At 37.0% G+C, this 13678-nt stretch carries 15 protein-coding genes and 4 tRNA genes; 4 read left to right on the top strand and 15 right to left on the bottom strand.

The window, feature by feature from the left end; translation table 11 throughout:
• Positions 1-23 precede the first annotated feature (23 nt).
• Positions 24-455, top strand: coding sequence for a carboxymuconolactone decarboxylase family protein (locus FVA72_RS12935; protein WP_004263450.1), 432 nt, complete (start codon positions 24-26; stop codon positions 453-455).
• Between the two features lie 65 nt (positions 456-520).
• Here the strand turns inward: FVA72_RS12935 and map are convergent, their stop codons facing one another.
• Complete coding sequence (map, locus tag FVA72_RS12940) at positions 521-1291, bottom strand: type I methionyl aminopeptidase (RefSeq protein ID WP_004263445.1); 771 nt, start codon at positions 1289-1291, stop codon at positions 521-523.
• The gene (locus FVA72_RS12945) at positions 1284-1490 is read right to left on the bottom strand and encodes a ParD-like family protein (protein ID WP_036958645.1); all 207 of its coding nucleotides are present in this window, start codon (positions 1488-1490) and stop codon (positions 1284-1286) included. Before FVA72_RS12945 ends, map begins: the two co-directional genes overlap by 8 nt.
• Before the next feature lie 343 nt (positions 1491-1833).
• Between FVA72_RS12945 and FVA72_RS12950 the strand changes: the two genes are divergently transcribed.
• Positions 1834-2259, top strand: coding sequence for a universal stress protein (locus FVA72_RS12950; RefSeq protein ID WP_096863927.1), 426 nt, complete (start codon positions 1834-1836; stop codon positions 2257-2259).
• 136 nt (positions 2260-2395) lie between these two features.
• Positions 2396-2827 carry a hypothetical protein gene (locus FVA72_RS12955; protein ID WP_110591581.1) on the top strand — a complete coding sequence of 144 codons (432 nt, stop codon included), beginning with the start codon at positions 2396-2398 and terminating at the stop codon, positions 2825-2827.
• A gap of 5 nt (positions 2828-2832) precedes the next feature.
• On the opposite strand, the gene FVA72_RS12960 is transcribed toward FVA72_RS12955, so the two are convergent.
• Positions 2833-3606 (bottom strand): nucleotidyltransferase domain-containing protein, encoded by a 774-nt coding sequence (locus FVA72_RS12960; protein WP_096863925.1) that lies wholly within the window; start codon positions 3604-3606, stop codon positions 2833-2835.
• A 6-nt stretch (positions 3607-3612) separates the two neighbouring features.
• Positions 3613-4818 carry a nicotinamide mononucleotide deamidase-related protein YfaY gene (locus FVA72_RS12965; RefSeq protein WP_110591580.1) on the bottom strand — a complete coding sequence of 402 codons (1206 nt, stop codon included), beginning with the start codon at positions 4816-4818 and terminating at the stop codon, positions 3613-3615.
• Positions 4819-5040: 222 nt separating this feature from the next.
• On the opposite strand from FVA72_RS12965, the gene FVA72_RS12970 reads away from it, so the two are divergent.
• Entirely contained in the window at positions 5041-5598 is a 558-nt protein-coding gene (locus FVA72_RS12970; RefSeq protein WP_004263425.1) for a toxin-antitoxin system YwqK family antitoxin, read from the top strand.
• Positions 5599-5704: 106 nt separating this feature from the next.
• On the opposite strand, the gene fabV is transcribed toward FVA72_RS12970, so the two are convergent.
• The 11 genes from fabV to pepT all read right to left on the bottom strand — a co-directional run bounded on the left by fabV (position 5705) and on the right by pepT (position 13650).
• Complete coding sequence (gene fabV / locus FVA72_RS12975) at positions 5705-6904, bottom strand: enoyl-ACP reductase FabV (protein ID WP_004263421.1); 1200 nt, start codon at positions 6902-6904, stop codon at positions 5705-5707.
• A gap of 476 nt (positions 6905-7380) precedes the next feature.
• Complete coding sequence (locus tag FVA72_RS12980; protein ID WP_004263412.1) at positions 7381-7941, bottom strand: hypothetical protein; 561 nt, start codon at positions 7939-7941, stop codon at positions 7381-7383.
• 124 nt (positions 7942-8065) lie between these two features.
• Complete coding sequence (locus FVA72_RS12985; RefSeq protein WP_036958643.1) at positions 8066-8218, bottom strand: hypothetical protein; 153 nt, start codon at positions 8216-8218, stop codon at positions 8066-8068.
• A 270-nt stretch (positions 8219-8488) separates the two neighbouring features.
• Positions 8489-8575: transfer RNA gene (locus FVA72_RS12990), tRNA-Leu, on the bottom strand.
• Positions 8576-8701: 126 nt separating this feature from the next.
• A tRNA-Leu gene (locus tag FVA72_RS12995) sits at positions 8702-8788 on the bottom strand.
• Between the two features lie 7 nt (positions 8789-8795).
• A tRNA-Cys gene (locus FVA72_RS13000) sits at positions 8796-8869 on the bottom strand.
• Between the two features lie 23 nt (positions 8870-8892).
• A tRNA-Gly gene (locus tag FVA72_RS13005) sits at positions 8893-8968 on the bottom strand.
• A gap of 166 nt (positions 8969-9134) precedes the next feature.
• The gene (gene pgsA, locus FVA72_RS13010) at positions 9135-9683 is read right to left on the bottom strand and encodes a CDP-diacylglycerol--glycerol-3-phosphate 3-phosphatidyltransferase (RefSeq protein WP_004263394.1); all 549 of its coding nucleotides are present in this window, start codon (positions 9681-9683) and stop codon (positions 9135-9137) included.
• A gap of 57 nt (positions 9684-9740) precedes the next feature.
• The gene (gene uvrC / locus FVA72_RS13015) at positions 9741-11573 is read right to left on the bottom strand and encodes an excinuclease ABC subunit UvrC (RefSeq protein WP_110591579.1); all 1833 of its coding nucleotides are present in this window, start codon (positions 11571-11573) and stop codon (positions 9741-9743) included.
• Positions 11540-12226: a LuxR C-terminal-related transcriptional regulator gene (locus FVA72_RS13020; protein ID WP_110591578.1), complete on the bottom strand. Its 687-nt coding sequence runs from the start codon at positions 12224-12226 to the stop codon at positions 11540-11542. Before FVA72_RS13020 ends, uvrC begins: the two co-directional genes overlap by 34 nt.
• Positions 12227-12417: 191 nt before the next feature.
• Positions 12418-13650 (bottom strand): peptidase T, encoded by a 1233-nt coding sequence (gene pepT, locus FVA72_RS13025; RefSeq protein ID WP_110591577.1) that lies wholly within the window; start codon positions 13648-13650, stop codon positions 12418-12420.
• Positions 13651-13678 lie beyond the last annotated feature (28 nt).

The following is a 13678-nucleotide window of genomic DNA, read 5'->3' on the forward strand; positions in this document are numbered from 1 at the left end:
AACAAAATATGTAAGGAACCCCCATGAGCGAACTGAGATTAGCTTATAACAATTTATCACCTGAAGCGTATAAAGGGCTTATTGAATGCAAAAATGCATTGGATAAAAGCGGGTTAGGTAAAGAACTAATAGAGCTTGTTTATTTAAGAGTTTCACAAATCAATGGCTGTGCATTTTGCCTAGATATGCATGCAAGCTCATTACGTTCAAATGGTGTCAGTAACAAAAAAATAGACACACTCGCTGGCTGGCAGGTTAGTCATCATTTTAATTCATTAGAGCGCGCTGCATTAGCTTGGACCGAAGCTGTCGTTAATATAGCTACCAGTGGTACATCAGATGCTCTCTTTAATGAATTAAAACACCATTTTTCTGATGAACAAATTTCTGATTTAACTATCGCTATTGGTTTAATGAGTGCCTTTAACCGTATAGCAATAGCACTGAGACAATAGTAAAAATTTGTATAAAAAAGCTTGCTACCTTTATGGCCGCAAGCTTGTAAATTCTACTTTTAACACTATTTTTCTTCATCACGTAATGTTAAAACTTCATACCCATCTTTAGTGACTAATACCGTATGTTCAGATTGAGCAGATAATTTTTTATCTCTTGTTACGACCGTCCAACCATCTTTCTTTGTTTTAATTTTCATCCCACCCTGGTTAATCATTGGCTCTATCGTAAATGTCATTCCTTCTTTTAATTCAACCCCTTTCCCTCGTACACCGTAATGAAGAACTTGCGGATCTTCATGCATTTCACGGCCAATACCATGCCCACAATATTCTCGTACGACACTGTAACCTTTAGATTCCGCATAATGTTGAATAGCGGAACCAATATCACCCAATGTCGCACCCGGTTTAACTTGTTTTATTCCTTCCCACATAGCAGCATAAGTATCTTTAACTAATTTACGTGCTAGTGGTGAAGCTTCTGGCATTACATACATTTTACTTGAATCAGCGATAAAGCCATTTTTCTCTAGCGTAATATCAACGTTAATGATGTCTTTTGCTTTTAAAATTTCATCTGTTTTTGGAACACCATGACAAACGACTTCATTCAACGATGTATTCAAAACATATTGGTAGCCATATTGCCCTTTACTAGCAGGCCTTGCTTGTAATTCATTAACGATATAGCTTTCAACTTTATCATTAATCTCCATTGTGGAAATACCCGGTACAATAAATGAATCCAACATCTTAAAAACGCTAGCCAAAAGTCGTCCAGACTCACGCATCAGTTCAATTTCTTCTGCTGTTTTAATTGTAATATTATTCATGAACTTTTCCTTTTAATTCAATTGACTCTTTTTCTAACATTTCATTGACTAACATAGTAAATGTCTTATTCGGGTTTAGTTCAGCTTGCATACCAATTTTAATCCAAAACTCTGCCTGTGAATTAATCGAACGGGACATAACCTGGCTCGCATGGCGCAGATAATCATGCAATTCATCTGAAATTTTTACGATACCCAAAGCAACCTCAACAATATGATGTGTATACAAATCATGTATAGATCATATAACAGGAAGATGATGATTCAAAGCATTCACGTTTTGTATAGCACAAAGCGCATGAAAAACAGCCCATAAATACTACTTTAAGTTGATTAAGTTGATTAAGTTGATTAAGTTGATTCCGCCGTCAAAGTATTTGAATCGTTGATCCGCTATCATAAATTCCGAAGAATGTAATGATTATACGTAAATTAGCATTATTTTGATTAACTCGGCCATGTGCTGGTTTAACTGCCGTACTATTAATAAACTAATGATCCGATTACAACATGAACTCAATAAATAAAAGCTGGAGAAAAACATGTATAATAAAATTTTAGTTCCTATTGATATAACAGAAAAAAGCTTAGCACATTTAGTTATGTCTCATATTCAATACCTTGCTGAATATGAAAAAGCACATATTCATTTTTTGGCAATTATTCCTACTGTTCCTTTCTATACCACAATGGGATTTGGTTTTGCTGAAAAAGCGGATAGTGAACAAGAAAACGTCACGAAGCAGCTCGCTGAAATAATTAAAGAATTTAATATTCCAAATGATAAATACAGTGCTCAAGTTTTAATGGGGACACCAAGAGATGAAATCTTACGTGTTGCAGAGGAAATTTCTGCTGATTTAATCGTTATTGGGTCAAGGCGCCCAGGTATGTCCACATACTTTTTAGGTTCAACAGCATCAATGGTTATTCAAAATTCAAAAATTTCTGTTTTGACTGTCCGATAGCCGCTATTAATTATAGTAATCTAGGTAGCCTATTATTGGGTTACCTTGTTTTTTCGTGTTAATCTTACATACATGGATTATTCACTCGACTAAGCTATCTATCTATTGCAGATTTATTTTTCACTCAAGGAATGTAATGAAAAAACACTTACTCTGGATCAGTGTTAGTATCAATATAATTTTAGCTATCGCTTTAATTACAGTTATCTACTCGTTTTTAAATATGAAAAATCAGGTGATGACTATAGTTGAGCAAGCAAAGTCAGGAAAGTATATCGAGCAAGTACAACAGTATACGAAACAACTTATTCCAAATTCTCTTAATGAACTAAAAATCTTAGAAACGGATGGCGACTCGTGTGACCAGTTTTATCAAAAAGTCGATGGAGTTATTGAATACTTACATAATAATCCAGAGATTATTGGAGCACAAACCTACACCGAACAATTATCTTCAGTAAAAATGGCCATTGATAAAACTCCAACTGTTTTAAAAAACAAAGCTTGTAAGAGTGGCGTTTCAAGTATTAATTATATCATTGATGCACTACAACCAGATGAGCCATAATTGGCTCATTTATTAACAACATTAGAATGTTCAACATCCAACCAGCTGATAAACTGGGCTAAATATTTCAAAAATTCCTCATCAGCAAAAGGCTCTATACTTTGACGTAAAAAATAATTTATTTCATTTTGTCGTTCTGGATAATATTGAACGAATTTTTGTATATATTCAAATAATGTTTCTGGCCAGTCACTATCATTTTTCCAACGTAATATATTGGTGGAACGAATAAGCTTTCTCGATGCCGCCCGATATAATAACTTTAGCTCAGAGTCATCATGACAATGATTAATTTGGTCGATATAACCATTCAATACATTAACAAAATCGCCATTAACTGCTTCTGCTATTTCTCGCGAAGGAACAAATTGGCTAAAATGTGTTGCTAAGTCATCTCCATAAATGCAACGGCAATGATGCTTAATCCAATATCCCCAACTATATAGATTAGCCTCACTCATCACATCCGTAAGAATACCAATATCAAAATCAATTTTGCTGACCTCAATGTGATTAACTGTTAATTGAACTTGTATTTCATTCAATCTGGTTGTTTCTAATTGAGTAAGGGCACCACATAATACAATGCATAGATCCAAATCTGATTGCTGTGGCTTCGCACAGCCTTTTGCAACACTACCATACACATAAATGCTATGGAGCTTGTCTTTTAATATGCAACTCAGCCAATAAATAGATTCTGTTATTATTGACTGAAATTCTGGTTGAAACGGCCTCTCTTCAGGAACAGAAATATACTTATAATCTTTTAACTTCATAACCACCTAACTCTCAAAAATAAGTGTTTCTGTTTGTACTAACCATTCATAGTAGCCAATAACCTCGCGACCATTTAACCAACGAGACAACATATCTAATATTAACATTACACTGACTTCTTGTTTTTCTTTCTGTGAATGATTATTTGGTAAATAATGAATTCTCTGCGCATAACACATATCTGGTGTTGATAGAGCAACGTTTAAATATTGCTCATTATATTCGCCAACCACTAAACCAATAGATAGAGGATGATTAATTGCTATATTTTGAGCTCTTTGCGCTAAAATTTTCAATGTTTGTTCCACGTCAGATGGCAAAATTTGACTGGAAGAAATAGCGATCCCCGCTGAATCTAATGTCCAACTTAACAGCCCTGCGCTAAATTGTTCACTGACTATTATTTGTAATTTCCTTTCTCTTAGGGATTTGCCAATTTTTTGCGCTAAACCTTCTGTCCCTTCAAATATCAAGTTGTCCCCTACTCCTTGCTTCACTAATTGCCAATCTCTTTCCATCAATTCTTTTTGTGACGCAGGTCCCGTTAGCTTTAATTCAATAATAGGCATTGAAGAACGATAGCCTAAAACACAGTTTTCAGGTAAAGGTAAGCTATCAAATTGCTTCGCAAGACTACTTTCACTACGGCCAAAACTGGTTAGGCGTAAACAAACTGGTGGCTCTGGCAATGTAAAATGTGCTCGTAACCTTGGCAAAATTTGCTCATTCACCATAACCTTAAATTCAGAAGGAACACCAGGAGTAAAAAAAATCAGACAATCATTCAAGACTAAAGAAAAGCCACAAGCCGTTCCTACAGGGTTATCAATTAATTCAGCATTTTCAGGGAGTAGTGCTTGTTTACGATTCGTTTCAGGCATAACCCGCCCTCTGGCAATAAAATAACGCTCCATGACTTCAACCCACTGAGAATGTTCAACTAATGGAACTCCCGCAGCTTTAGCCGCCGCCAAGGCGCTTAAATCATCACTTGTTGGCCCAAGCCCGCCGTTAACAATGAGAATATCTGCAGATAAACTACGCTCAAGGAAAGTAGCGACTAAACAATCTAAATTATCACCAACCGTTGTTCTGCTACTCAAAGGGAGACCTTGTTGAAAAAAACAGTCTGCCAACCAAGCGGCATTTGTATCAATTATTTGTCCGTGTAAAACCTCATCGCCGGTACTCAACATTTCAACAACTAACATCTATGACTCCCTGATTATATAAATCACATTAACTGACTAAATTACCTTATTATCAAGATGACTAACATCAATTTTTATTCACCTGAGTTCCCCTTTTAAAATATCCAGAACTCATTAAAAATAAATGGTTTAGGATAATTCTCACCCTATGTGGTCATAAAAAGGCTATAGTTTTATATGCAATTGAATCCATTATTTTTTCACAGCAATAATAGAGGCTACATGTTCAAACTAAAACCAATTAAATCTGTTGCATTATTTTCTTTAGTTTTATTAGTTTCTGGGTGCCAACTTGGAGGATCTCCAAATTCTAATTCAAACTCAGATTCAAAATTTGGAGATTTAAGTGAATTAAAAAGAATAGACTTTCCTTCCACAGAGGCACCTAAAGGTATTTCTGAAGGAGCATTTGAAGTTGAGTACGATAATGGTCAGCCAAAATTTAAAACATGGGTATCTAAAGGATGTTTTGATAAATATATCAAAACCTACTATGAAAATGGCAAGCCTGAATCCCATATTGAACTCAAAGACTGCAAGGTACATGGAACTGTCCGCACTTACCATGAGAGTGGCCGTAACGATATCGAAGTCAACACACTGCAAGGTAAATTATCAGGGCCATTTATAATTTATCACGACACACCTAGTAATAAACCCAATATTACGGGCACATTTAAAAATGAAAAACTCGTTGGAATAGTGACCGAATTTGATGAAAATGGAACGGTTATTTCTAAAGCTCTTATCCGCGATGGTGAAATTACCGTATTGCAATAATTCAACTAACAAGATAAAACAGATGCGTATGATTTACAAAGATAGCTAAAAATAGAAACCCGCAAGTAGCGGGTTTCTAATAAATTGAAAATGAAGACGAATATAACTAAATTAGCTCTTTCACTTCAAAATTCACTTCACCGCTGAGATCAGCATCATAATCAACACCATTTAGGCCAAAGCCAAACAGACGGAGAAATTCAGCTTTATAGCCTTGGTAATCCGTTAATTCATTGATGTTGTTATCATTAAGCTGCTGCCAAATTTCACGGCATGTGTTTTGTACGTCATCACGCAATTCCCAATCATCTAAACGTAGACGATGTTTTTCATCGGTCTCTGGCACTGCGTCATTGAATAACTTAGTGGCAAATAAGCGTTGAATTTGTTCAATACAGCCTTCATGGATCCCTTTTTCTTTCATAATCTTAAAGACAATAGAGATATATAACGGCATGACAGGAATTGCAGAGGAGGCCTGTGTTACAACAGATTTTAATACAGCAACATACGCTGCCCCACCCTTGGCTTGCAATTTTTGATTGATTGCATGAGCCGCACGGTCCAAATCTTCTTTTGCTTTACCTAATGTACCATGCCAATAAATTGGCCATGTTAAATCCGTACCAATATAAGAATAAGCTACAGATTGTGCGTTATCGGCTAAAACACCCGCTTCATCTAACGCATTCATCCACAGTTCCCAGTCTTGGCCACCCATGACTTTCACTGTATCTGCGATTTCCTGTTCATTGGCGGGTTCAACAACAGCTTCAATCAACACATCTTTGTTGGTATCCAGCGCAACAGATTTGTACGGTTCACCAATAGGTTTCAAGGCTGAACGTACAATTTCACCTGTTTCAGGCATTTTACGCACTGGTGATGCCAATGAATAAACCACTAAATCAATTTGGCCTAAGTCTTGTTTAATCAAATCAATAACGGTTTGACGGCATTCATCAGAAAAAGCATCACCATTAATGCTTTTTGCATACAGGCCTTCTTCTTTCGCTGCTTTGTCAAAACCTGCGGAATTGTACCAGCCCGCAGAACCAGTTTTACTTTCACTGCCTGGTTTTTCAAAAAATACACCAATGGTAGCGGCTCCGCTGCCAAATGCGGCGTTGATACGAGAGGCCAGACCGTAACCGGTGGATGCACCAATAACTAAAACTTTCTTAGGGCCATTTTTCAGCTCGCCACGTGATTTCACGTAGGCAATTTGCTCACGAACATTGGCTTCACAGCCTGCTGGATGAGCTGTAGTGCAGATAAAACCACGAATTTTAGGTTTGATAATCATAGTAATTTTTTCTTGGTAGCTAACAATCAAGGTCTAATATACCTGATATTATCCATTTACTTAAGACAGAGTGAAAATAAATAGGGTGAACAGACCAGTTTATTGGTTACTTTCCCACTAATTACCTATTTTAAATCATTGAGAGTTTCAATAACACGGCGTAATAAATCTAACTCTCGCTCAAGGTTAGTTGCTTTTCCTCTAGGTTAATGACCATATATTTTTGTGACGCCAAGGCGACTGTCATTATAGCACTCATCACCCCAGCAAATATAAGACATTGAAATATAATTTTTTAAATATCTGCTGTTGAGATTAAGGAACGTATCATCATGTTCCCAGAGCAACCCTATGACGCATTTGGGAAATACTGCAAGATATTAAAGAACTCATCCAGAGGTAAAAAATATGCCTAAAACCATTACCAAGAGAAACAATAAACAACCATAACCTGTACTAAATAATTTGCTAGCCGCTTATTGCGGCTTAGGGGGTATTAAATTATGTATAACCATCACTGAGTAAACAATATCTTTTTTATTGTGAATTTTGCGAAAATGGGCATTACTAACAATACCGACCATAATCTGCATGCCATCTTTCTCATAAACCCGCTTAAATGGTGTTGTTTCGTCATCAGATATTTTGTCTAAGAAATAAACATTTCGTTTATAGCGTTCAATTGTTTGCTTTGGCAAACCATATACTTCAAACATTTTCTGGTTAATCGCATCATACTCAGCCAAAATGACTGATTGGTCACGGCTATCTTTTCCTTGGGAGGAAACGAGCATTAGAGTATTTTTTTCCCGAGAAAACATCAATAAAAACAGTTTATTTGCTATTTGAGGAGAGTTTGCTGATGAACATAACGCACCTCCTTCTTGAAACTCAGTACATTGCAATCCTTTTAACTGTAATTTTTTTATATCTTCAGGGGTTTGCCCCCACTTAAACCCATAAGGGGCATCTAGCTTTTTCGTTGTGCAGCCAGAAGCGAGTACGAGTATTAACGTAAACAAAATTCCTTTTATCATCACTTCTCAAATTCCAATTAAGTCATCTAATTTGATACTATCAAAAATGAATAATTAATCAAAAATTAACTTTTCTATCATCATATTAAATGACTCGATTGATTTCTGTACCGTTAAAGCTGCCTTACTCTTCTTTGTTCTCCTGTTGTTTAGCCTCTGCCATAGCAATTTCTTTCAACCAATCTGCTAATAACGGTTTTGTTTTTACTGTATCTAATAACGCTCGCTCATGTTTAGTTAATCGTACAACTACAACTTCAGTTTTCATGTTAGACATAGCCTGATCCTCTTTAAGAATCAGAATAGTGACACAAAACACTAACAGAACGGTCTGACTTACGGTTTTTTACACGAATTTCGCGTTAGTTGACACAATAAAAAATACTTATGCTATTTCAAAAGAAACACATTGAATATAAAGAATAAATACACCTAATTAAACGACATCAGTTCAGCAGATACTAAATATTTGAAGGGAATTAGATACAAAAAAACCACCTAAAGGTGGTTAATTGCTAATTTTAATCATTTCTGATTAAAATTGAGATGGTGCCCAGGGCGGGACTTGAACCCGCACAGCCTAAAGGCCGAGGGATTTTAAATCCCTTGTGTCTACCGATTTCACCACCTGGGCTAAATTGTTTTTCTCAAAAACTTGGATAAATTATTAATCTACCCGACTAACCCATGCATTTAATAAAACACATTGTGATTAGCTAACTTAAAATAAAACACTTAATAGCGTTTAATTACTTTAAGATGGTGCCCAGGGCGGGACTTGAACCCGCACAGCCTAAAGGCCGAGGGATTTTAAATCCCTTGTGTCTACCGATTTCACCACCTGGGCTAAATTTTGGAGGCGCGTCCCGGAGTCGAACCGAGCTACACGGATTTGCAATCCGGTGCATAACCGCTTTGCTAACGCGCCTTATCCGAATTTCTTTCGAAATTTGGAGCGGGAAACGAGACTCGAACTCGCGACCCCGACCTTGGCAAGGTCGTGCTCTACCAACTGAGCTATTCCCGCGTAAAGCTTCACTTTTCAGCTTATGCTTTTCAAACTGGCTGATTTACTTATTTATTTTCGTAAACCATGTTGCCGTTCGATGCGTTGCATTCTACTGATTTCACCTATCGAGTCAATACAATTATTGAAATAATTGGATCGTTCGCTGTTTTTTCAATCATTTCGATCACGCTTCGCTCAAATCACCCCATGCAGCCTTTAAATATTGGAACATTGACCAGAATGTTAAGATAGCTGCAACATACATTAGTGCGATTGAAAGGTTTTCAATCAATGGCGTTGGACGCCACAATAAACCGACCAGTGACATCATCTGAGCAGTAGTTTTAAATTTACCAATCCAAGAAACAGCCACACTACTACGTTTTCCTATCTCTGCCATCCATTCACGTAAAGAAGAAATAATAATTTCACGTGCAATCATGGTGGCTGCTGGCAAAGTCACATACCAAACATCGTAACTTTCAGTGACTAACACTAACGCTGTAGCAACCATAACTTTATCAGCAACAGGATCTAAAAAAGCACCAAACTTTGTAGTCTGCTTCCACAGTCTTGCTAAAAAGCCATCAAACCAATCAGTTACCGCTGCGATAACAAAAATAAGCGCGCATGCAAACGGCCCCCAAGTAACAGGGAGATAAAAGGCTAATACAAAAAACGGTATTAGGATGACGCGAAATAATGTCAACCACGTTGGTATGTTTAATTTCATCACGCTCACTAACTTTTTGACCAAGTTGGATATTATGAATATGTTGCCCTAAGACACTCACTGTTTCAATGCATTATAAATCTTTTCTGCAAGGGCGTATGAGATCGAGGGCACTTTTGCGATTTCTTCTATACTTGCATTACGTAAAGGTTGTAACCCGCCCATATATTTTAGCAACATCTGCCGACGTTTCGGGCCAACCCCCTCAATTGACTCTAATGCACTAGTACTTTTGACTTTTGCTCGTCGTTGTCGATGCCCCGTAATCGCATGATTATGTGATTCATCTCGGATGTGTTGGATTACATGCAAAGCTGGAGAATCAGGTGGTAATGAAAAACCTTCGCCTTCTGGTTTTAAAAATAAGGTTTCAAGCCCCGCTTTACGGTCGCTACCCTTTGCAACGCCAATCAGCAATGGGTGTTTTTTATCCCAATCAACCTCTAGTGAATTAAACACATCCCTTGCCTGCCCTAATTGGCCTTTACCCCCATCAATAAAGATAATGTCAGGAACTTTGCTTTCATCAATGTGTTTACCATAACGCCGTGTTAAAACTTGATGCATAGCCGCGTAATCGTCTCCAGGGGTGATCCCTGTAATATTATAGCGCCGATACTCTGATTTCACCGGGCCCGATTTATCAAACACAACACAAGAGGCGACTGTTTGCTCCCCCATCGTATGTGAAATATCAAAACACTCCATACGATTAATGTTTTCTAAATTAACCACTTTTGCTAGTGCTTCCATACGTTGTTGCACCGTCGAGTGTTGCGCTAATTTTGTTGAAAGCGCAATTGATGCATTCGTTCTCGCTAATTTTAAGTAACGAGCCCTCACACCACGTGGCTGACTTTGAATATGAATTTTACGTCCCGCGATCTCAGAAAGAGACTCAGCTAATAATTCTTTTTCTGTTAATGCAAAATCTAATAAGATTTCGCCAGGTAGAGTTCTATTTTCACTTCCTTGCAAATAAAACTGACCTAAGAAGGTTTGAACCACTTCCTCAAGCTGTGTATCTGCTGGAATTTTAGGGAAATAACTGCGACTACCAAGGACTTTGCCTTGACGAATAAAAAGTACATGCACGCAAGCAAGACCAGATTCAAAAGAAACACCAATAACATCTAGGTCATCGCTATCACCAGATACATATTGCTCTTCCGTGACAGCTCTTACCGCTTGGATTTGATCTCTAAAACGCGCTGCATCTTCAAAGCGTAGTGCTAAACTTGCCTTTTCCATACGGTCAACTAAACCAGCCAAAACTTGTTTATCTTTACCCGTTAAAAATAAACGTACATATTCCACTTGTTGATTATAGTCTTCATCGGAAACCAACCCTTTAACACAGGGACCTAAGCAACGACCAATTTGATATTGTAAACAAGGCCTTGAGCGATTTCGATACATGCTATCTTCACATTGACGTATCGGAAATAACTTCTGCATTAACGCTAATGTTTCCCTTACCGCATAAGAACTCGGGAAAGGGCCGAAGTACTCGCCTTTGGCATGTTTCGCCCCCCGGTGCATCGAAATTCGAGGATGAGTTTCACTGCTTAAAAATAGGTAAGGATAAGATTTATCGTCACGTAACAATACGTTATAACGTGGCTGGTACAACTTAATATAGTTGTGCTCAAGTAATAGCGCTTCTGTTTCAGTATGAGTCACCGTCACATCAATAGAGGCGATTTGCTTTACCAACTGCTCTGTTTTGCGGCTACCCACATTTTCACGAAAATAACTTGCTAAGCGTTTCTTAAGATCCTTTGCCTTTCCTACATATATAACCGTTTCCCCAGCGTCATACATACGGTATACACCAGGTTGATTAGTAACTGTTTTTAAGAAAGCTTTCGGTTCGAACTGTTCTGACACTCGAGTAAACCCTGTTTTGCTGTGATTAAACCATAACTGATAGCTATATGAGTTAATTCTACATCACTACAGATATTAAGTTTACTAAACATTCGATATCGATAGGTATTTACTGTTTTAGGGCTTAAGGAAAGTGACTCCGCTACCCGTTTTATAGGCATTCCCTGAGTGATCATTAACATGATTTCTAACTCACGCCCCGATAATAAATCATATAAATCTTGTTGATTACTATAAACTAACCGCTGTAGAGCAAGGTCTTGGGCAATATCCGGCGATATAATTTTCCGTTTAACACTTACAATTTGGATAGCTTCAATAATGTCTTCTTCTGTCACATTGATACTCAATAAACCGAAAATGCCAATATCTAATGCTTTTAAAAAAAATGCAGGGTTATTTCTTACATTGTAAATAATGATCCCAACATCCGGTTGAGTTCGACGCAATGTCTGGATTGTTTTTAGTGAGTCATAACGAAAACTATCACTACTGATTAAAATCATATTTGCTTTTTGGCATCTATTCCATGTAATCACGTGTTCTAGTGATGAAAAAGAAGCGACAATTTTATAACGTATTTGACGTGAAAAAATAGCCTCAAAACCACGAATTACAATATTACTGTCGTCAATTATTATAATATTAATCAATTAATACCCCTATTGGATTTTAAACCTAATAGTGAAAAATAATAAATGAATAAATAAAAAAGTCATATACACTTTTTTATTTATTTTTGTTTTATTAAAAATAAATTATAATTTACATGAATGAATTATGGGTATTAATAATTAAAGGCCACTTTATTGAGTGGCCTTTATATTAAGAATAAAATGATATGTTATTTTTTTCCAACTAAACGACAAATGGTTTCTGATACTAAGTAGCTTTTCTCAAAAGAGCTGATTGGTAAAAACTCAAAACATGAGTGGAAATTAAGTGCACCAGTAAAATAATTTGGGGTTAAGATACCTCTTGCTGATAAAGCAGAGCCATCCGTACCACCGCGCATTGGGATCACCTTAGGTTCAACCTCTTGAATTTTCAATGCATCAAAAATTAAATCAATCGCTGTACGGTCATCTCCTAATGAGTCGCTAATATTGCTATACACATCTACAATGTTGCACTCAATTTTTGCACGCGGATGACGCGCTTTTATTAATTCAATCGCTTGTTTTATAAAGTGTTTTCGAGCTGAAAAACTATGACGGTCAAAATCACGGATCGCCATTTTAATTTTAGCATTATCAGGATTTGCTATTAAATCTGTCACATAAAAGTAGCCTTCGCGATGCTCTGTATGTTCTGGGGTATCAAAACGATCAAAGCAACCAATAAAATCATGAGCTACGCGAATAGGATTCAATAATACATTCTTAGCTGACATAGGATGTGCGGTAATACCTTTAATTGAAACTTCAATAGAAGCAGCATTAAACGTTTCGTACACAACCTCACCAAGAGCACAACAGTCAATGGTATAAGCAAAATCAACGTTAAAACGGGATAAATCCATAATTTTAGAACCGCGTAGGCCAATTTCTTCGTCGGGTACAAACGCAACGTAGATATCCCCACAATCAAAATCGGCATATTGCAGCTTATTCATTAATTCCATGACAACCGTTACAGCGGCTTTATTATCTGCGCCAAGTACGCTAGTTCCATCACTAAAAATAATCTCTTCACCGATATAAGGTGCAGCTTCAGGGTGCTCATCTGATTTAAACCAAATATTTTCTTTTTCATTTAAACATAAATCTTTGCCTTCATATCTTAAGGTTTGAGGCTTAACGATGGGAGATAACCCAACATCAACAGTATCTAAATGAGTCACAAAACCTATTTTTGGCGCTGAAGGCTTATTGCCTGGGCGCATTGCATATAAGATGGCATGGTCATCGATATAAACATCTTTCAAACCATAACTTTCAAGCTCTTGCGCTAATAATTTTGCCAGCTCACGTTGCCCTTCTGTGCTTGGAACAACCGTGTTTGCTGCGTCACTTTGGCTTTCAATAGCGAGATAGCGGTAAAAACGCTGCTCTAATTGCTTACCTAATTCGTTCATTTTATATTCCTTGCATTAACTATATTTA

Source organism: Providencia sp. PROV061, assembly GCF_011045655.1.
Lineage (GTDB): Bacteria > Pseudomonadota > Gammaproteobacteria > Enterobacterales > Enterobacteriaceae > Providencia > Providencia hangzhouensis.